At 70.8% G+C, this 20164-nt stretch carries 17 protein-coding genes; 9 read left to right on the forward strand and 8 right to left on the reverse strand.

Going from position 1 to position 20164, the window contains the following annotated elements:
• Positions 1-42: 42 nt before the first annotated feature.
• On the forward strand, positions 43-549 hold the full coding sequence (locus tag ASG52_RS09880) for a CYTH domain-containing protein (RefSeq protein WP_056242402.1): 507 nt from the start codon (positions 43-45) through the stop codon (positions 547-549).
• Between the two features lie 78 nt (positions 550-627).
• Positions 628-825 carry a hypothetical protein gene (locus tag ASG52_RS09885; RefSeq protein ID WP_056242408.1) on the forward strand — a complete coding sequence of 66 codons (198 nt, stop codon included), beginning with the start codon at positions 628-630 and terminating at the stop codon, positions 823-825.
• Between the two features lie 237 nt (positions 826-1062).
• On the opposite strand, the gene ASG52_RS09890 is transcribed toward ASG52_RS09885, so the two are convergent.
• From ASG52_RS09890 to ASG52_RS09910, 5 genes are all read right to left on the reverse strand, one after another.
• Positions 1063-1902, reverse strand: coding sequence for an alpha/beta hydrolase (locus ASG52_RS09890; protein ID WP_056242411.1), 840 nt, complete (start codon positions 1900-1902; stop codon positions 1063-1065).
• 154 nt (positions 1903-2056) lie between these two features.
• A complete protein-coding gene (locus ASG52_RS09895) occupies positions 2057-2839 on the reverse strand; it encodes an anti-sigma factor family protein (protein ID WP_056242412.1) in 783 nt (260 codons plus the stop codon).
• A 122-nt stretch (positions 2840-2961) separates the two neighbouring features.
• Entirely contained in the window at positions 2962-3534 is a 573-nt protein-coding gene (locus ASG52_RS09900; RefSeq protein WP_056242414.1) for a sigma-70 family RNA polymerase sigma factor, read from the reverse strand.
• An 86-nt stretch (positions 3535-3620) separates the two neighbouring features.
• On the reverse strand, positions 3621-9131 hold the full coding sequence (locus ASG52_RS27075; RefSeq protein ID WP_162249990.1) for a calcium-binding protein: 5511 nt from the start codon (positions 9129-9131) through the stop codon (positions 3621-3623).
• Positions 9132-9598: 467 nt separating this feature from the next.
• Positions 9599-10891: a L,D-transpeptidase family protein gene (locus ASG52_RS09910; RefSeq protein ID WP_056242418.1), complete on the reverse strand. Its 1293-nt coding sequence runs from the start codon at positions 10889-10891 to the stop codon at positions 9599-9601.
• A gap of 252 nt (positions 10892-11143) precedes the next feature.
• Between ASG52_RS09910 and ASG52_RS09915 the strand changes: the two genes are divergently transcribed.
• The 7 genes from ASG52_RS09915 to ASG52_RS09945 all read left to right on the forward strand — a co-directional run bounded on the left by ASG52_RS09915 (position 11144) and on the right by ASG52_RS09945 (position 16894).
• Entirely contained in the window at positions 11144-11527 is a 384-nt protein-coding gene (locus tag ASG52_RS09915; protein ID WP_056242422.1) for a hypothetical protein, read from the forward strand.
• Between the two features lie 114 nt (positions 11528-11641).
• A complete protein-coding gene (locus ASG52_RS09920; protein WP_286159006.1) occupies positions 11642-12670 on the forward strand; it encodes a DUF1775 domain-containing protein in 1029 nt (342 codons plus the stop codon).
• A 117-nt stretch (positions 12671-12787) separates the two neighbouring features.
• Positions 12788-13279 carry a copper chaperone PCu(A)C gene (locus ASG52_RS09925; RefSeq protein ID WP_056242426.1) on the forward strand — a complete coding sequence of 164 codons (492 nt, stop codon included), beginning with the start codon at positions 12788-12790 and terminating at the stop codon, positions 13277-13279.
• Complete coding sequence (locus tag ASG52_RS09930; RefSeq protein ID WP_056242429.1) at positions 13269-13910, forward strand: SCO family protein; 642 nt, start codon at positions 13269-13271, stop codon at positions 13908-13910. The genes ASG52_RS09925 and ASG52_RS09930 overlap by 11 nt, the downstream gene beginning before the upstream one ends.
• 84 nt (positions 13911-13994) lie before the next feature.
• Positions 13995-14363, forward strand: coding sequence for a hypothetical protein (locus ASG52_RS26220; RefSeq protein ID WP_082552482.1), 369 nt, complete (start codon positions 13995-13997; stop codon positions 14361-14363).
• Between the two features lie 45 nt (positions 14364-14408).
• Positions 14409-16559 carry a TonB-dependent receptor family protein gene (locus ASG52_RS09940; protein WP_056242435.1) on the forward strand — a complete coding sequence of 717 codons (2151 nt, stop codon included), beginning with the start codon at positions 14409-14411 and terminating at the stop codon, positions 16557-16559.
• Between the two features lie 155 nt (positions 16560-16714).
• Complete coding sequence (locus ASG52_RS09945) at positions 16715-16894, forward strand: NepR family anti-sigma factor (RefSeq protein WP_056242439.1); 180 nt, start codon at positions 16715-16717, stop codon at positions 16892-16894.
• Here the strand turns inward: ASG52_RS09945 and ASG52_RS09950 are convergent.
• The 3 genes from ASG52_RS09950 to ASG52_RS09960 form a co-directional block, all read right to left on the reverse strand.
• Positions 16891-17949 carry a cysteine synthase A gene (locus ASG52_RS09950; protein WP_056242443.1) on the reverse strand — a complete coding sequence of 353 codons (1059 nt, stop codon included), beginning with the start codon at positions 17947-17949 and terminating at the stop codon, positions 16891-16893. The two genes, ASG52_RS09945 and ASG52_RS09950, sit on opposite strands and share 4 nt — an antisense overlap.
• Positions 17950-18018: 69 nt before the next feature.
• Positions 18019-18216 carry a hypothetical protein gene (locus ASG52_RS09955; RefSeq protein WP_056242446.1) on the reverse strand — a complete coding sequence of 66 codons (198 nt, stop codon included), beginning with the start codon at positions 18214-18216 and terminating at the stop codon, positions 18019-18021.
• 401 nt (positions 18217-18617) lie between these two features.
• Complete coding sequence (locus tag ASG52_RS09960; protein WP_056242449.1) at positions 18618-20054, reverse strand: peptidoglycan-binding domain-containing protein; 1437 nt, start codon at positions 20052-20054, stop codon at positions 18618-18620.
• Between the last annotated feature and the right edge of the window lie 110 nt (positions 20055-20164).

Genomic DNA, 20164 nt, shown 5'->3' on the forward strand with positions numbered 1-20164 from the left:
GAAGGAGGCGGGCCTGCTCCGTCGTCCAGCTTTCCTGTCGTGATGCGTTTCGAGATCGAGCGGAAGTTCTTGGTCGTCCACGACGGCTGGAAGGCGGGCGTCATCGGCCGGCAGCGGCTGACCGACGGGCTCGTCGGGCAGTTCGAGAACGGGAAGGTGCCGGTGCGGCTCGACGACGAGCGCGCCTTCCTCACCGTCAAGGGCGAGCGCCAGGGCCTCGGGCGGCCGGAATTCGAGTACGAGATTCCGCGGGCGGACGGGGAGGCGATGCTGCGCCTCGTCTGCGACACCTGCCTGATCGAGAAGACCCGCCACCGGGTGCTCCATGGCGGGCTGGTCTGGGAGGTCGACGTCTACAACGGCGCCCTCGACGGCATGATCCTGGCCGAGGTCGAGTTGGAGCACGAGGCCCAGGCCTACGCCGCCCCCGACTGGCTCGGCCGCGAGGTCACCGCCGACCCGCGCTTTCGCCAATCGACCCTGCTGCGGCTCTCCCGCGAGGCCGGGCGCACCGTGACCCTCGACGAGGTGCTCTCCGCCGTCCTGTGATGGTCGCTGGCGCGACAACTGTGCCCGGAACGGCATCCGCGGGGCGAGGTTGCCCGGTCTCACGCGAAGGAGACCACGATGTCGAAGCACCTCAAGACCGATACGCCGACCGACGCCGACCTGAAGGGCAATCCCGGCATCGGCCAGTCCAAAGGCCTGACGGGGACCGATCCGGGGCAGATCGAGGCCGACTCGACCTTCGAGGGCGACGTGGAGAACGAGACCACCCCGGAAGGCGGCGTCGATCCGGATCATCGCGGCCGCAAGAACGCGTAGGCAGGTTCGGATGTCCTCGACGGGTGGGCCTTTCTCGGCACCACCGGCGGGACGACGTGCCGCTTGAACCGAAACGGAGCGCGTCGGGGACGATCCCCGCCGCCGCTTCGGCCTGACCCCGCGGGGTATGGCGGCCCTCGCCCGGTTCATCGCCGACACCGCTGTCCTCGCACGACATGACCGACCGCATGGCGCTCTGGGCGATGGACGCGGCGCCGTCTCTGAGCCTGTGGCTAGTCAGGGTGCCGCCGCCTGGGCCGGCACCGCGCCGCAGCGGCTCTTCAGCCGGCCGCGAAACAGGGCTTCGGCCGCAGTGTCGGCCTCGCCCATGATCGAGACGTGATCGCCGGGGATCAGGTGGAGTTGCGCCTGCGGGCCGGCAGCCGAGGCGAGGCGCACGGCGAGCTTGGCCGGCACCACCGGATCGTGCGTGCCCTGGACGATCAGCACCGGCTCGGTGCGGCCGGCGATGCGCCGGTCCGAGCGGTAGGTGTCGGCGAGCAGCCAGCGGCTCGGCACGAACGGGAACCGCAAGGCCACGAGATGGCTCATCGAGTCGAACGGCGCTTCGAGATAGAGCCCGAGATGCGGCGCCCGCTCGGCCACGGCCACCGCGATGGCGGCGCCCAGCGAATGGCCGTGCAGCAGGATCGGCGCGCCCGGCGCCCGCTCGGCGGCGGCGACATAGGCCGCGACGCCGTCGCGGATCAGGCCGTCCTCGGTCGGGCTGCCGGTCGAGCCCGGATAGCCGCGATAGGACGGGGCCAGGATACCCCAGCCGCCCTGCCGCCACACCCCTTCCGAAAAACGCTCCGCATGCGGCTCGGGCACGGAGGCGTTGCCGTGGAAGCTGACGACGACGCCGCAGCCCGGCTGCGGCGCGCGCCAGAGCGCGTGCAGGCTCTCGCCGTCGGCGGTGCGCAGGGTGATCGCCTCGGTCCCGGCGACCGCCTCGGCGGGGGGGCGCTCCATCCAGGCGCCCGGATAGATCAATCGCCGCTGCCCCAGGGCGAGCGACAGAACGGCGGCGCCGTAGAGGCCGGCGAGGGCAAGGGCGAGGAAGCCGAGGAGGCGCATGGACCCGAGGCTGTGGCGGACGCAAATTGAATAATGCGTGCACCGGCCGAAGGGTAGAGGCGCTCCCGCGACCGTGATCGGCCCCAACGGAAATCCCCGCTCCGGATCTGGAAATCCGGAACGGGGCTCGGTTCGGGTCAGCGGCGAAGGGACGTCAGTGACGGAGGGAGGCGAGGCGGGCGGCGGCGGCGTACAGGCCGGGCTCGTCGCGCGAGCCGCTGAGCGCGTAGGCGGTGTGGCCGTTGCGCCAATAGGCGGTGGCGCCGTCGCCGGAGCGGGTCACGGGCTCGCTGCCCTCGGGGACGACCGCGCCGCCGCTGCGCTTGGCGAACAGCGACAGTTCGCCGAGATCCTTGGCCTCGATCTCGATCTCGACGCCGGTGCCGTGGCGGCCGGGGAAGATCTGCACGTCGCGCACGACCCAGCCGTTCGGCATCTCCGGCAGATCGACGCCGGTAGCGGCCTCGAGATCGGCCTCGTCGTAGGCGAGGGTCGCCCGCTGCGAGGTCGCGCGGGCACGGATCTGCACCGCCTGACGCGCCTGCTGCGCCTCCTCAGCGAGCGCCGGGTCGATCGGCGAGGCGATGGAGTTCGGCACGCCAAAGGTGCCGATCTCGGTATGCGCCAGCCAGCCGGCGCCGACGAGCACGACGATGGCGGCGGCCCGGCGCAGGCGGTTGCCGACCCGCTGCCATGCCAGGGCGCGGTCGATGCGGCGGGCGCCCGAGCGCAGCCGCTCCGGACCACCGATCGTCGGTTGCGCGGTGGGCAGCGAGAAGGCCTCGCGCAGGGCGTCGCGATCCCGTAGGTCCGCCATCACCAGGACGGCGTCCTCGGGATGGCGCGCGAGATGCGCCTCGACCTCGACGCGGCGCATCGGGTCGAGTTCGCCATCGACGTAGGCGATGAGATCGGTTTGCGTGATCGGGTCGACCATCAGCCCACTCCGATGTCCTTTCCGCCAGCCAAGCCTGTCGGCCTTCTGGCCCGATGCCTCTTCCTGCGCCCCCCTCGCTCGGGGAGCGCGCTGTTCGTGTCCAACCTTCGGGTAACGCCGGATCAGGCGGCGCTTTCCCGGCCGACGATACGCAGATGCGGTCGTCCTCGCTCGGCGGGGTCGTCCGACGAGGCGGCCGAGCCGCGAGACTTGCGGCTGCCCTCCTCGAAGGCGCGGAGCGCCGCACGCCCACGGCCGAGCCGCGACATCAGCGTGCCGATCGGGATGCCAAGCACATCGGCCGCGTCGGCGTAGGCCATGCCCTCCAGGGTCACGAGGTGGAGCGCGGCGCGCTGCTCCTCGGGCAGGCCCTCGAAGGCCTTGCGAATCTGCATCAGCCGCACCTGGCCCTCCTGGGCGGGCGGCGCGACGTCGTCGGAGAGCTGGACCAGCACGTCGGCGTGGCGGGCCTCGACCCGCTTGCGGCGCTGCTCGTCGATGAAGACGTTGTGCAGCACCGTCATCATCCAGGTGCGCAGGTTGGTGTCCGGCCGCAGGTTGGCACGGGATTCCAGCGCACGCACCAGGGTGTCGTGGACGAGGTCGTCCGCCTTGACCGCGTCCCGCGTGAGCGAGCGGGCGTAGCGCCGCAGCGGCACGAGGAGATCGACGATTTCGGGGCGTTTCGAGCGCATGCGATCTGGCACCATGTCGAGTTAACGCGGGTGCCCTCGCGTTTAATCCATTCCCGCGCGGGCGAACCCGCGCGGGGTGCGCGACCTCACGCGACGAGGAAGTCGGCGTGGGTCAGGAGGGCCTTGTTGTCGAGGATGGCGAAGGTCACCGCCGCCCCCTTGCCCGAGCCGTCCGCGTCGTAGGCGAGCACACCGGTGTCGTGGTCGTAGACGATGCGGTCGTCGGCATCGAGCTTGGCCCCGGCCACCGCGAGATCCTTGAACGCGCCATCGAGGAGCTTGCCCGGCGCCAGCGCCGCGAAGACGCTCTTGGCGAGCTGAATCGTGTCCTCGACGGCGAAGTCGGTGATGTGGTCGAGGTTGGTGCTGCCGGGCTGAGTCGAGAACACGAAGGTGTCGGCCCCCGCCCCGCCGGTGAGCACGTCGTGACCGAGCTTGCCGTCGAGGATGTTGACGCCCGCATTGCCGACCAGGGTCTGGGCGAACTCGTTGCCGGTGAGCGCGAGCTTGGTCCGCCCCGCCGCCAGTTGCAGAGTCTCGATCTCCTGGCCGGCGGCCAGGGTGTAGCTCACGCTGGCGATGAGGGTGTCCTTGCCTTCCATCTTCAGTTCGACCACCCGGTCGCGGGCGTTGTCGACGTAGTAGGTGTCGTCGTGGCGGCCGCCGACGAGCAGGTCGGCACCGCCCTTGCCGTCGAGCACGTCGTTGCCCTCGCCGCCGGTCAGCGAATCGGCCTTGGCGCCGCCGGTGATGAGATCGACCCGGCCGCCGCCGACGACCTTGCCCTCGACCTTGTCCGAGACCGTCACGGCGTTGTTCACGACCGGACGCAGGGTGACCGTGCCGTAGGTCTCGACCACCACGGTGCCGGCGGTGCCGACCGCCGAGGTGTCGAGGAAGAAGTCCTTCATCCCGCCGAACAGCGTCAGCCGGTCGCCGTCCGCCTGCCCCACCGCCGCCGCGCCGATCTGGAACGAGGCGGTGCCGCTCGTCTGCGTCACGTCGATGATCTCCACCGACGACAGGCGTGCGAGGTTGGCGTCCGTCTGCGACACCCGGCCGGAGATGAAGCGCAGCGTGTCGGTGCCGGCCCCGCCCGTGACGTTGTCCGCCGTGGTGAGGCCGAGCGCGGTGCTCTCGAAGAAGTCGTCGCCCGCGGTGCCGACGAGCTTGTCGGCCCCGCTGGTCAGCGTGCCGATCACCGGGCGGCTGTGCAGCCCGGCCAGCGTCGACTCGGTCGAACCGAAGAAGATGAAATCGTCCGCGGCGATCTTGGACTGGCTGGTGTTCTTGAGGAAGAACGTGGTGGTGCCGACCTTGACCTGGAGGTCGGCGCCGACCTGCTTGAGGCTCAGCGCGGAGAAGCTCGTCGCCGCCTTGATGCCGCGCAGGTCGATCTTCTCGTAGCCGTCGGTGACCGAGAAGTCGGTGATGACGGCGCTGCCGCCGATGACGAACACGTCGGAGCCCGCCCCGCCGGTGGCGGTGTCGCCGCCCGCGAGCAGGAGGGTGTCGTTGCCGTCGCCGCCGGTCAGCACGTCCTTGCCGAGGCCGCCGTCGAGGATGTCGTCGCCCGCCCCGCCGTCGAGGGTGTCGTTGCCTGCGCCGCCGACGATGCGGTCGTCGCCGCCCGCGCCCGTCAGCACGTCGGCCTGGGCGCCGCCGGTGATGGTGTCGCGCCGCTCGCCGCCGATCACCCGGCCGCCGACCTTGTCCGAGACCGTCACGGCGTTGTCCACGGAGGTGCGCAGGGTCACCGTGCCGTAGGTCTCGGTCACCACGGTGCCGGCCTTGCCGACCGCCGAGGTGTCGAGGAACAGGTCCTTCGTCCCGCCGAACAGCGTCAGCCGGTCGCCGTCGGCCTGCCCCACCGCCGCCGCGCCGACCTGGAACGAGGCGGTGCCGCTCGTCGAGGTGACGTCGATGATCTCCACCGAGGACAGGCGCCCGAGCGAGGCGTCCGTCTGCGACACCCGGCCGGAGATGAAGCGCAGCGTGTCGGTGCCGGCCCCGCCCGTGACCATGTCCGCCCCGGTGAGGCCGAGCGCGGTGCTCTCGAAGATGTCGTCGCCCGCGGTGCCGGCGAGCTTGTCGGCCTTGCTGGTCAGCGTGCCGATCGCCTTCTTGTTGTGCAGATCGGACAGCGTCGTCTCGGTCGAGCCGACGAAGATGAAGTCGTCCGCGTTGATCGCCGACCGGCTGGTGTTCTTGAGGATGACGGTGACGCCGCCCACGACGACCCGCAGGTCGGCGCCGCTCTGGCGGAAGGCGAGCGCGGAGAAGCTCGTCGCCTCCTTGATGCCGCGCAGGTCGATCTTCTCGTAGCCGTCGGCCGCCGCGTAATCCGTGATGGTGGCGTTGCCGCCGATGACGAACACGTCGGAGCCGGTTCCGCCGGTGGCGATGTCGCCGCCTTCGATCCGCAGGGTGTCGTCGCCCTCGCCGCCGATCAGCACGTCCTTGCCGAGGCCGCCGTCGAGGATGTCGTCGCCCGCCCCGCCGTCGAGGGTGTCGTTGCCGAGACCGCCGCGGATCAGGTCGTCGTCGAGGCCGCCCGACAGCTTGTCGGCCCGCGCGCCGCCGAAGATCGTGTCGCGCCCGCTGTCGCCGACGACCTTGCCCTCGACCCGGTCGGAGACCGTCACCACGTTCTCGACGTTGCGCCGCAGGTTCACCGTGCCGAAGGTCTCGACCACCACCTTGCCGGCCTTGCCGACCGCCGAGGTGTCGAGGCCGATGTCGTCGGCGCCGCCGTAGATCGTCAGCAGGCCGTTGGCCTGGGCGACGCCGCCCGCGCCGATCTCCAGATCGATCGTCCCGGTCGCCGTGGACACGTCGACGATCTCGATCGAGGACATCCGGGCGAAGGTCGCCGCGTCCATGCCGATCTTGTCGGAGACGACCCGCAGCGTGTCGGTGCCGGCATTGCCGAAGACCCGGGCCGTGGTGGTGATCTGGACCGCCGTGGTCTCGATCAGGTCGTTGCCCGCGGTGCCAATATACTCCACCGAATCGAGCGCCGGGCGCACGTTCGGCATCTTGGTGTGCATCTCGGCGAGGGTCGCGTTCCGGTCGCCGACGAAGACGAAGTCGTCGGCCGTCAGCGTGCTCGCCTTGACGTTCTTCAGCAGGATCGTGACCCCGCCCACGACGACCGAGGCATCCGCGCCGACCTGGGTGATCCCGAGCGTGGTGAAGCCGGTGGCGGCCTTGATCCCGCGCAGGTCGATCTTCTCCAGCGGATCGGCGACGGAAAAGTCCGCGATCGTGGCGTTGCCGGTGATCGCGAAGGTATCGGCGCCCGCGCCGCCGGTGCCGGTGTCGCCCGCCCCGAGCCGGAGGAGGTCGTTGCCCGCCCCGCCGAAGAGCGTGTCGATGCCGGCCTCGCCGTCGAGGAGGTCGGCGCCGTCGTCGCCCGACAGCACGTCGTCGTTGGCGCCGCCCCTGAGGATGTCGGCGCCGCGACCGCCGTTGAGCCGGTCGTTGCCGCGGTCGCCCCAGATCAGGTCGTTGCCGTCGCCGCCCGAGAGCAGGTCGGCGCTGCGGGCGCCGTAGATGATGTCGTCGCCGCCCGCGGTGTCGATGTCGCCGCCGGTCAGCGCAGCGTGGACGATCTCGTCCTTCTCGGTCGAGCGCAGGTAGCGGAAGCGGACGTCATTGGCCTCGATGGTGCTGTTGGGGCTCCCGAAACCGCCCGGTCCGACCGTCGGCCAGCTCGCGCGACCGGGCAGGTAATACCCCTCGGAGCGATCGACCAGGACCGTGTTCTCACTGTCAGGACTGCCATGAAAATTGATGTCGCGATTGGTGAAATCCACCTGGATATTGTTGTAGTGCTCCGCATTCCACGTCGAGAACAGCACGCTGTGGCGCATATCCTTGTCGGTGAGATGGGTCAGATTGCTGGCGAACGCCTCCTCCAGAACGAAGGCGTAGCCGTTTCCGCCGGTGCCCTTGTTGTGGCTGCCGAGCGCGGTGAGATGGTCGGCGGTGATGTTGTAGGCGCGGCTGAAGACGAACGCGCTGGAGTTGTTGTTGATCGCCGAGACGTCGTGGATCGTGCTGTCGGCCACGCTCTTGAAGAAGACCGTCGCGACGTTGGTCCAGGCCTCGCGGGTGTTGTTGAAGTTCGTCGAGTCCGGGGTCGGCAGGTTGGTCTCGATGCGGAAGCCGCCGACGGTGACGTCCCGCAGCAGGGCGGGCTTGCCGGCCCAGCCCTTGCCGCCCTCGAAGGTGTAGGGCAGCGGTTCGGCCAGGGTGACGGTGTTGCCGTCGATGGAGACGACCCGCGACAGCATCTCGCGCAGCGGGCCCGCGCTCTCCGGGTCCGACGGATCCGGGATGTGGACCCCGGTGTTGCCGGTCTCGGCGAAGAAGGCCGCGTCATTCTCCTGGGCGACGTAGAGCACGTCGCCGACCTTAAGATTCGCGGTCGTGGTCAGCGTGACCGTCTTGGAGCCCTTGAGGGCGGTCTCGGTGAAGTCGGCGAACTTGTATTCGGGCAGCGAGCCCTGGACCAGGATGGTCGGGGCGGCCTTCGCGTCCGGGATCAGCGAGCGGATGATGGTCTGGTCGCTGCCCGCACCTTCGAGGGTGATGCCGGTGCGGCGGATCTGCAGCGTGGTGTCGAACTCGAACACGCCGGCTTCGAGCTTGATCGTGGTGCCGGGGGGCGACTCGTTGATGAGGCGCTGGATGACCGACTGCGCGGTGCCGGCGGCGACCGAGATGACGTTGGTGTCGGTCTGGCCGCTGTAGATGAAGTTGCCGGCGCTCACCTGATCGGCCTTGACGCCCTTGAGCAGCACCGAGGTGTCGGCGATCGCCACGAGCGCGCCGGCATCGCTGTCCGTCACCGTCAGCTTCGAGAAATCGGTGGCCGAGGCGACCCCGCGCAGGTCGATGCGCTCGAGATGGAAGCCGACGTCGAAATCCGTGATCGTGGTCGAGCCGGGCCCGACGCGGAAGATGTCGGCGCCGGTGCCGCCCATGACGGTATCGTTGCCGCTCCCGGAGACGAGGAAATCGACGCCGTCGCCGCCGTCGAGCACGTCGTTGCCCGCGCCGCCCGCCAGGGTGTCGCGCCCGGCGCCGCCCTTGAGCGTGTCGTTGCCGCTGCCGCCGGTGAAGACATCGTCGGACGAGGCCCCGGTGACGCGCCCATCGAACCCGTCGGCGATCTGGATGCGCTGACCGTCGAAGTTGCGCAGGGTGACCTGCCCGGTGCCGGCCAGGACCACGCTGTCGCCGGCATCCATCGAGGAGATGCCGAACGTCATCGCGTTCTGGCCGAACGCCACGGTGAGTTGCCCGCCGTCGGCCTGACCGATCGCCGCGGCGTCGAGGGCCATGCTGATGTTGCCGTTGACGCCGGACAGATCGATCCGCTCGACCGAGGAGAGGCCGGCCAAGCGGTCGGAGCCGAGGGAGAACAGGGAGGTCGTGATGTCGATGAAGCGAAGGGTGTCGGTGCCGCGCCCGCCGCTGATGACGTCCGTGCCGCCGAGGGTATTGAGAGAGCCGGCGCCGCTGAAGACATCGTCCTCGTCACCGCCGATCAACCGATCCGCCGCCCGGCTCAGCTTGTACTCGGTCATCTGGCTCACGTCCCCCGAAGGCGCTTGATCGGCTTCGCGCCGTCCAATGTCGGCGCGCACCATTCCACCCAAGACTTAACCGACCTTTGCACGGTCGATCCGTCCCGGTTTCTCCAACCGGAAACCATGGTTTCCGAAGCGTTTACTGAAATTGTTCGTATTCGATACAGGCGGCGACGGTGCCACCTCGGCAGGACGGCGCGCCACCGGATCGCTGGCGTGGCGGCCAGCGAATCGGGACGTTGTCGAATTCCTGCTTACCGGCACGCATCGTCCCGAACTGGGACAGAAACCTGCGGCAGGCGGTCGCAGAGGGCTGCCGTCGAAGTGCGGCCGCGAGGGCGCATCGCCGGTTTCGGGCGCTGCGTGCCGGAAGAGCCACACCGACGGGCAGCACGGCGGCACGAAAAAGCCCCCGGGTCCGTCGGACCCGGGGGCGCAAGGCCGTCGCTGTGGCGAGGGGCGGCTTACTCGTCGCCCGGCTCGAAGGTCTCGGGTTGGGTCGCGGCGGCGCTGGCGACCGGGGTCGGCGCCTCCAGCGTCGAGGGCACGTTGACGCCGTCGCGCTTGTAGATGTCGTCGCGGAACTGGACCGTGCCCTCCGGGGTCGCCCAGGCGGTGATGTAGGTCCAGTAGACCGGCACGGGCTGGGCGAGGCGCGCGTCGATGCGCTGGCCGCCTTCCACCGCGCGCTCGACCGCGGCGCGGTCCCAGCCGGGCGTCTCCTTCAGGAGCCACGTGATGTATTCGCGCACGTTCTGCAGGCGGACGCAGCCCGAGGAGATGAAGCGGAAGTCGTCGCCGAACACGCCGCGGGAATTGGTGTCGTGCATGAACACGCCGTAGGGGTTCGGGATGTTGATGCGCACCACGCCCATCGAGTTGAAGTCGGCGCCTGAATCCTGGCGGTAGGTGTAGCGGGTGCCCTCGTCCGAGTTCCAGTTGACCTGGCGCGGCGAGATCTCCTGGCCGCCCGAGAGGATGCGGATCTTGTTGTCCGTGAGGTAGTTCGGATCCTTCTGCATCTTCGGGATGAGGTCCTTCTTCACGATGGAAGCCGGGACCGTCCAGGTCGGGTTGAAATTGATCTCCACCGCCTTGGTATTCATGATCGGCGACTGGCGGTCGATCTTGCCCACCCCCGCGGCGTGCAGCGTCACGACCTGTCCGTTCTCGACCGTCTGCACCAGAGCGGCCGGGATGTTGGTGATGACGAAGCGCCGGCCGAGATCGCCCGCATAGGAGCGCAGGCGGATCACGTTGGTCTCGAGCTGGCGCAGGCGAATGTCGGCGGGCACGTTCATCGCGGCCTGGGTCGCCGGGCTCATCTGGCCGGTCTGCGACAGGCCGTGGCGGGCCTGGAAGCGCTTCACGCCCGCCGAGACGTAGGAATCGTAGACGCCCGCGCCGCCGGCATTCGCGTCGAGGTCGCCGGTCACGATCAGGCGCTGGCGCACGGCGGCGACCGCAGGGCCGCGGGAGCCGACGCGCAAGGCCGCCGCGCCCGAGACCGCCTGCCAGCCGCCGCGGGCGACGATGGAGCGGTACTTCTCGACCATCGCCTCGGTCGACGCGATGGTCTGCGGCGACAGGATCGGCGTCGAGGAGCGGGTGACCTGCATGGTCGAGGGCGAGGAGTAGTCTTGCGCCCACTCGGCCTGGGCGAAGCCCGGCTCGCGGGCGAGCGCCGGCCCGGCCATGAGCGTTGTCGCCGCCAGGGCGAAGGCGAGGGAGCGGGTGAGGCGCGCGGTCTTCAGCATCGATCCGGGGCTCTGGATGAAGGTGCGGTTCGGTGGGGCCGGCGGGGACGACAGTCCCGCCAAGTCCTCGTGCCGCCGTTGTCGGGGTCTTAGCATTAAGAAGCCATGCCGTTCCGGGCCATATTGTGGCGCTCCTGGTGCCGTGGCGCACGTGACCGCGCCGGTGGGGCGCGAGAGTCACGGGTGAAGGCAGTGCGATCTGCGACGTGATTCCGCTGGCGGCCTGCGCGCGGCTGTTCTACGCCTCGAATCATGCCGACGAACCACCGCGACCGGACCGGGCGTGCGCCGCGCCGCCTGCGCGGGTTCACGGCCGTCGTCGCGCTCTACGCGCTGGTGCTCCAGGCGTTGCTCGGCGGCATCGCGGCCCTGCCGGTGGCGGGTGCCCCCGGCTTCCTCTGCGTCGCCCCGGCCGAGGCGGCGCCCGAAGACAAGCCCGCCCCGACGCAGCTTCACGCCGCCTGCTGTACGGCCGCCGGCCACGCCCCCTCTGCTGCCCCACCGCCCGTGCTGGCGCGTGCGCCAGCCTGGAGCGCGCCGGACGCGGCGGCGCCCGGCTGGCCGGGCCGTCCGCGTCTCGCCGCCCGCGCCCCGCCCTTCCTGATCGCCAGCGCCCGCGCGCCGCCGCTCACCTGAGCCCACCCGCCCGTCGGCCGCCCCCACGACGGCCGTTGCGGGATCGCGCCGCCGCGCCCTCTCCTCCCGTGAGGGCCGCGAGCGACCTTCGCCATCAGCCTTTCGGATTCCGCCATGCCCTACGCCCGCATGCCCCATGCCCGCCCGCGCGCCGCCCTGCCGGCCGCCCTCGTCGTTCTGCCGCTCCTCGCCTCCGCCGCCTCGGCGCACGCCGTGCTGGAGCGCAAGGAGGCCTCGCCGAACGCCGCCTATCGCGGCGTCGTCCAAATCATGCACGGCTGCGACGGCCGGCCGACCACCCGGATCAGCGTCACGATCCCCGAGGGCGTGACCGGGGCGAAGCCGATGCCTAAGCCCGGCTGGACGCTGGCCACCACGCGCTCGGCCTATGCCAAGCCCTACCCGTCCTTCCACGGCACGGTCACCGAGGGCGTCACCACGATCACGTGGAGCGGCGGCAGCCTGCCCGACGATCAGGTCGACGAGTTCACCTTCCTGGCCCGCGTCTCGGACGACTTCGCGCCCGGCGCGACGATCTACTTCCCCGTCGAGCAGGATTGCAGCGAGGGCGGCTATCACTGGAGCGAGGTGCCGGCGCAGGGCCAGGACACCCGCGCCCTCAAGAGCCCGGCCCCCGCGGTGCGGATCGTCGCGGCTAAGGCTGCGGCCCCGGCGCCCGTCAAGGCCGAGACCGAGGCCAAGGCTGCTGCGCTCGCGATCGAGACGCCGTGGCTGCGCGCCACGCCGGGCGGGGCCAAGGTCGCGGGCGGCTATGTGACCGTGCGCAACACCGGCTCCGAACCGGACCGGCTGACCGGCGCCACCCTCGCCCGCGCCGGGCGCGGCGAGATTCATTCGATGTCGACCGAGAACGGCGTCATGAAGATGGCCCCCGTCGAGGGGGGCCTGCCCATCGCCCCCGGCGGAACCGTCGCGCTCAAGCCCGGCGGGCTGCACCTGATGTTCCTCGATCTCACCGACGGCCTGCGGGCCGGCGAGACGGTGTCCGGCACCCTCACCTTCGAGCGGGCCGGCTCCGTGCCGGTGACTTTTGCGGTGGCTCCCATCGGCGCCCAAGGCCCGACCCAACAAGGCCCCGGCGCGGCGGTGCCCGAGGCCGGCAGCCACGCCCACCATCACTAAGCGGGAGCGCGGCGTGCGACGCCGTTCGCCCCGCCCATTCCCAAAAACCTCCCTATCTTCCCCGATGCCTCCACGCCCCGCGGCCGACGCCCGGAGCGCCCCGACCGGAGACCGATCATGCGCCTTGCCACCCTCGCGCTCGCCCTCACCGTCCTGTCGGCGGGCCCGCTCTCGGCCCACGACTATAAGGCGGGCCCGCTCAAGATCGACCATCCCTGGTCCCGCGCCACGCCGGGCGGGGCCAAGGTCGCGGCGGGCTATCTCAGCGTCACGAATACGGGCACCAACCCCGACCGCCTCACCGGCGCGAGCGTCACCGCAGCGGGCCGGGCCGAGCTGCATTCCATGTCGAGCGAGGGCGGGGTGATGCGGATGGCCCCGCTCCCCAACGGCCTGGAGATCGCGCCGGGCGCGACCGTAACGCTCGCGCCGAGCGGCAACCACCTGATGTTCCTCGACCTGAAGCAGCCGTTCAAGAAGGGCGTGCGGCTGACCGGCACCCTCACCTTCGAGCGGGCCGGCACGGTGCCGGTGGAGTTCGTCGTGGAGGGCATCGCGGCCAAGGGCTCCGACAAGGGCTCGGACAAGGGACACGACCATGCCCACTGACCCGGGCGGGCCGGCGCCGCGGCGGGGCGGCGGCCTGATCCTGGCCGTCTTCGCCCTCGGGCTCGCCGCCATCGTCGGGACGACGGTGGCATTCCTGCCGTCCGGCCCGAAGCCTCCGCCGATCTCGGTGATCGGCGGGTCGTTCCGGCTCGAATCCTCGAAGGGCGGCGTGCTCGATTCGCGCACGCTCCTCGGCAAGCCCTACCTCGTGTTCTTCGGCTTCACCCAGTGCCCCAACGTCTGCCCGACGACGTTGGCGGACCTCGGCAACCTGCTCGACGCCTTCGCCCAAGAGAACGCAAAGCAAGGCAGCGACATCCAGGCCTACTACGTCACCGTCGATCCCGAGCGCGACACGCCCGCGGTGATGCGCGAATACATGGCCTCGTTCAGCGACCGGATCACCGGCCTGACCGGCAGCCCGCACGACATCGAGCGGGTGACGCGCGCCTTCCGCGCCGAGGTGAAGCGGGTGCCGCTGACGGAGGGCGGCACCACCATCGAGCACAGCCTGATGGTCTACATGATGGACCGCGACGGGGGCTTTGCCGGCCCGCTCGACCTTGAGGCGGGCCATCCCCTCGCCCTCAAGCAACTGCACCGGCTGGTCGCGGGCGGGCGCGACAGCTGACGCGCCGTCGCCGGAGACTGAAATCGCGCCGCTGCTGCGCTCGTTCGCATTGACGCCCGGCCAAGCTTGACCATAGCTGGCCCGATGCGAAGGCGCCTGCCCGGATGGACCGCGTGCCGCGCGGTCATCGCCGTGGCCGCGCTCTACGCGCTCGCCTTGCAGGCGCTTCTGGGACAGGCCGCCTTCGTCGGCGGCTTCGGGCCCGCGCACATCCTCTGCTCCCCCGAGGCCGGGGATGCCGACGGATCGTCGAAGCACCCGGCCCACGCCCACCTGCCCTGCTGCCCCGCCGCCCACGCGGTCGCCGCCCCGGTGCTTCCCCCGACGGCCGCCACCGCCGTCGTATGGCCAGCCCCGCAACACCACCGGGTCTCGTGGCGCCCCGAAGTCACGGCCTCCCCCCGCGCGCCGCCGGGAACCCGACCCCGCGTCCGAGCGCCCCCCGTCGCCTGATCGATCGCCCCTTCCCGATCCATCAGACCACGGACCCTTCCCACCATGACTTCCTTCCAACGGGGCGCGCCGCGGGCCGCCCTGCTCCTGCTCGCCTGCCTGACGACCGTTTCACCCGCCCTGGCCCAAGCCCCGCCGGGCAGCATGAGAGCCCCGCCCGGCCCCACGACCACGCTCGACGAGATCAGCGTTGCCGGTGCATCCGGCCCCGGACGGCGCGAGACCGCCGGCTCGCTGACCGTGCCAAGCGTCGCGGCCCAGGAGGCGGCGGTGAAGTCCACCGTCGGCTCGGTCGCCTTCGTCGATGCCGCCGCCTACCAGAACACCTATGCCAACACCGTCCGCGACGTGCTGAAGGACGTGCCCGGCGTGTTCGTGCAGACCCGCTACGGCCAGGAGATGCGGCTGTCGATCCGCGGCTCGGGCATCGCCCGCGGCTTCCACGTGCGCGGCATCGAGCTGCTGCAGGACGGCATCCCGCTCAACCTCGCCGACGGCAGCGGCGACTTCTACCAGATCGACCCGCTGGGCTTGCGTTCGATCGAGGTGTTCAAGGGCGGCAACGCGCTGAGCTTCGGCGCGACCACGCTGGGCGGGGCGGTCAACTTCGTGACCCCGACCGCCTATACGGCGCTCGCGCCCAACATCCTCCGCTTCGAGGCCGGCAGCTTCAACACGTTCCGCGAGAGCTTCCAGTTTTCGCGGATTTCGGGGCCGGCGGACTTCCTGATCTCGGGCACGCTCACGAACTCGGACGGCTTCCGCGTTCACGAGACCCAGCGCACGCAGAACTTCAACGCGAATGTCGGCTACCGCATCGCGCCGGGGATCGAGACGCGGTTCTACGTCGGCCGCTACGACACCGACCAGAAGCTGCCCGGCACGCTGAACCTCGACGCCGCGCTGACGAATCCAGGCGTGGCGAATCCGAACGCGGTCAGCGGCAACCAATCGCGAAAAGTGCAGGCGGAGCGGATCGCCAACCGCACCTCGTTCGAACTCGAGGTCGGCCGCCTCGACATCGATACCTGGGCGATCCACAAGAACCTCTACCACCCGATCTTCCAGGTGATCGATCAGGACGGCTGGACCTACGGCGTCTCGCCCCACTGGTCCGGCACCTTCGACATCGCGGGCTACCGCAACGACCTGCTCGTCGGCCTGCGGGCCTTCGCCGGGATCAACGACGCGCGGCAATACGAGAACAAGTCCGGCCTGCGCGGGCCGCAGACGCTGCGGGCGGTGCAGAGCGCCTCGAACTACGAGGCCTATGCCGAGAACCGGTTCTGGTTCCTGCCCGACATGGCGCTGATGACCGGGGCCAAGGCCTTCTCCTCGAACCGCACCTTCAGCAACAAGGGCGGTTTCCCGCAGAATCCGACCGTGCGCTACGCCAACGTGACCTACGAGGGCGTGAACCCCAAGGTCGGCCTGCTGTGGCAGCCGCTGCCCACCGTGCAGGTCTTCGCCGACGCCACCCGCTCTCGCGACGTGCCGGACTTTTCCGACCTCGCGCAGATGAACACGTTGGGCACGACCTTCGTGCCGCTGCGGGCGCAGCGCGCCTGGACCTACGAGGCCGGCACCCGCGGAAGCCTCGACCGCTGGACCTGGGACGTGACCCTCTACCGGGCCGAGGTGCGCGACACGCTGATCAACTTCAACACGGCTGCAGGCAGCGCGGCGAACGTGCCGGCGGCGACCTTCAACGCGCCGCGGACGCGCCATCAGGGCATCGAGGCGGCATTCGGTTATGACCTCTCCCGTGATCTCACCGGCATCGGCGACGGCTTACGCCTCACGCAGATCTGGACGCACAACGACTTCCGCTTCGTGAACGACCCAGTCTACCGCAACGGCCGCATCGCCGGCATCCCGCAGGACGTGCTGCGCACCGTCCTCGGCTACACCCATCCGAGCGGGTTCCACGTCACGCCCTCGATCGATTGGGTGCCCGGCGGCGCCTTCGTGGATCACGAGAACACACTGAAGGTTCCGGGCTACGCCCTGTTCAACGTCCAGACCGGCATCGACTTCGCCAACGGCGTCTCGCTGTTCGTGGACGCCCGCAACCTCACCGACGAGCGCTATATCTCGGATATCTCCGTCCTCGCGCTCGCGCCCTCGTCCAACCCGGTCGCCTTCTATCCCGGCGTGGGCCGCAGCGTGTTCGGCGGCATTCGGGCCTCGTTCTGAGGCGCGTCCGAGCCCTCGCGCCGAGTCGGCGCCGAGGGCTCGCCTGCGAGAGCGGGCGCCCCATGGTGAACCGTCCCTCAACGCCTTCGGTAAAACCCGCCTTAACCCTCGTCGGCCAGAATGGCACTTCGAGGGGCACGGACGGGAGACGATCCGTGACGAAGACGGTGACCGAGACGAAATCGACGGGCGACGACGGCGTCCCGCCGCTGAGCCAGGGCGTGCGCCGCCACATCGGCAAGAACCTGCGCACCCTCTATGCCGGCTGCCTCACCGAGCCGGTGGGCGAGCGCCTCGAGGCGCTGATCGCCCGTCTCGGGAAGACGCTGGGTTAGGCCCGCCAATCCGGCAGCTCGCCCGCCGCCGCGCCGAGCCAATCCGGCGTCGGCAGGCCGCGTTCGTTGAGGAAGGCCGGGTTGAACAGCTTCGAGGCGTAGCGCGCTGCCCCGTCGCACAGGATCGTCACGATGGTGTGGCCCGGCCCCAAAGCGCGGGCCAGCCGAATCGCGCCGGCCACGTTGATCCCCGAGGAGCCGCCGAGCGACAGCCCCTCCTCCCGCATCAGCCGGAAGACGATGTCGAGCGCTTCCCGGTCGGGAATCCGGAACGAGTGGTCCGGCGAAAACCCTTCGAGATTCCGGGTCACCCGGCCCTGGCCGATGCCCTCGGTGATCGAGGAGCCCTCGGCCTTGAGCGTGCCGGTGCTGTAATACGCGTGCAGCGCCGAGCCATCCGGGTCCGACAGGGCGATCTTCACCCCCGGCTTCAAAGCCCGCAAAGCCTCCGCCACGCCCGCCAGCGTGCCGCCGGTCCCGGCGGCGCAGACGAAGCCGTCGACCGCGCCCTCGGTCTGCGCGAAGATTTCCGGGCCGGTGCCCTCGATATGGGCGCGGCGGTTGGCGACGTTGTCGAACTGGTCGGCGAAGAAGGCGCCGGCCGCTTCCGTCCCGGCCAGCCGCTCGGCGAGGCGGCGGGCGGCGTGGACGTAGTTGTTCGGGTTGGCGAAGGGGACGGCGGGCACCTCGACGAGTCGGGCGCCGGCGAGCCGCAGCGTCTCCTTCTTCTCCGCCGACTGGGTCTCGGGGATGACGATGACGGTGCGGTAGCCGCGCACCGACGCCACCAGCGCGAGCCCGATGCCGGTGTTGCCCGCCGTGCCCTCGACGATGGTGCCGCCGGGGCGGATCAGCCCGCGCGCCTCCGCGTCGCGCACGATCGAGAGGGCGGCCCGGTCCTTCACCGACAGGCCGGGATTGAGGAACTCGGCCTTGCCGAGGATGGTGCAGCCGGTCTCGTCCGAGGCGCGGCGCAGCCGGATCAGCGGCGTGCCGCCGACCGCGGCCAAGACATCCTGCGAGACCCGCGGTCGGACGTCGTGGGATGCGGTCATGCGCTCAAAACCTCCGGCTCCGGCCCCGGATCGGGCACCGGATGTCGGCGAGGCTTAATCGCCGGATTTTCAGGAATCCAGATAGCCCGCTTCCTGCAGCGCCTCGGCGACCGCAAGAAAGAAGGGATCATCCGGCGCCACCGCGTCGGGCGACATGGTTCTTCTCTCGGGCTCGTCGATCGACGGGGCGTCGAGGGTCGGCGCCGGGGCGCCCCTGAGCCGGAACAGGCCGGCGGCGGTCTGGAGGGAGTCGCTGAAGGAGATCATGTCGCCACTCTTTCGAAACGGCACATCCGCGAAACCGCATGGGTTAACACAACCTTGACGCATTTGCGGCGCGACGGGCTTTTCGGACGCTTGTGGTCGGCCCTGTGGCCGGGCAGTGACGTTCGGTTCACGGGCGGTTCAAGCGTGACGGGCGATCCGGGGGCGGGTGTGCCCTCCCTGCACCGGTTTCGGGCCCCCCAGGCCCCGCCGCCGCCGCAATCGGACCGGAGGGAACACATCGTCAAGCTTCTCCGGCTACCGCCTGGGACGCCGCCTTCCCGATCCCCTTTCGAAAGCCAAAAGCGTTCCCATGACGGTCGTCGTCCTCATCGCCTGCAACCTGCTGCTGGCCGGCCTGTTCTCCCTCGTCGCCGTCGTCCTCGACTGACCGGTCCCCTTCCTCAGCGCCCGCACACGATCCCGACCACCGCGCCGAGAACCGGCGCGGCGGCCCCGCTCGGGCTGGCCGCGGAGGCCGGTGCCGGGGCGGACGTGACCCCGCTCTGCTTCAGAACAGCCGCCACCGCGTTGCCCGGCACGATCGGATAGCGTGTCGGCGGCATCACCCCGGCGATCAGGCGTGGGCCTGCGGGCGCCCGCGCCACCAGCCCGACGAGGCGGCCCGCCCGGTCGAGCACCGGCGCTCCGCCCGCCCCCGGCTGGAGCGGCGCGAACACACCGCCCGGCCCGGCAACGCCGGGGGCGACGCTGCGCCCGCCATTCGATTCAACTGCGAGCACCAGTAGCGCCTCGTCCGCACCGGGCGCCTCCGTGCGCAGAGGCGGCACCGCGCCGCCGCCGAGCCCCTCGACCCGCAGCACCACCACCGGGCCGGCCCCCTCGCTCCGGGCCGGCAACCCACCGACACGGGGCGCCGGGCAGTTCTCCAGCGCGGAGGCCGCCGTCAGCACCCGCCCGCCGCCGAGGTTCAGCCCGGTCGCGGAGGCATGCGCCTCGCTCGTCGGAGGCGCCAGGGGCGGGGCGGCGAAGTTGGGGCCTGGACCCGGCGCGAGTTTGGGCGCCGCCACCGCAGCCGACGGCGGCGGCGCGACCGAAGGTGAGGCGCCCTCGGCGGGAAATGGCGAAAAGCTGTTCGCCACCGCGATCACCAGCGGCTCGACCTCGGCGGCCATGGCCCGGTCGTAGCCCAGCGCGAAGCCGCGGATGCCCGCCTCGCCGAGCGCGTAGCGGACATAGGAGCGCCCGGTCGCGGTCTCGGCGGTGACGACGACGAAATCCGGCTTCTTCAGCTTGTAGGTGACCTTGCGCTCAGGCGACGCCGCGGTGGCGCGCTCGAACAGCGCGTCGAGATTGGTCGTGCCGGGCGGGAACGAGCGGGTGTCGAGCGTCACGCGCCCGTCGGCGCTCTGCCAGCGGGTGCCGCCGGGCAGGAGGCTGCGCTTCGACAGCAGCCGCTCCGGCACGCCGATGGCGGCGCCGCTCGCCCCATCCGTCTGCACCCGGAACCGCGCCGCCTTGCGGGCGGCCTCCGCGGCCGAGGCCAGCGCCGTTCGCTCCGAGGGGCCGAGTTGGCCCGTCGGCGTGCCGCCGGTGCGCCGCTGATAGGTGGCGATGCCCTCGAACGTCCGCCGCCCGAAGCCGCCGGTCGTCACGCCGTTGTAGTCGCCGGTCCAGACCAGTGCGTCCTGCACCGCCCGGCGCTCGGGCTCCGGCAGCGCCTCGAAGGCCGCCCGCGCCGCCTCGAGGGCGGGGTCGGGCGTGGGAGCCGCGGGCTTCGGAGCCGGGGGCGGCGCGCCCTGCGCCGCCGCGCCGAGGGCGAGGCCGACGCTGACCAGCGCCGCAAGGCCCGTTCGAACCGCTGCCGTCCGCTCACGCATCGCTCTCTTCCGCCCCGACGCGCGAGGACGCGTCACCGAGCGGATGATGCCCGCGTCGGCCGCCGTCCCACAAGCCGGGACAAGCGTTGCGGCGCCCGCGCCAAGTGATA

The sequence above is a fragment of the Methylobacterium sp. Leaf456 genome, from assembly GCF_001425465.1.
In the GTDB taxonomy this organism is placed as follows: Bacteria; Pseudomonadota; Alphaproteobacteria; order Rhizobiales; family Beijerinckiaceae; genus Methylobacterium.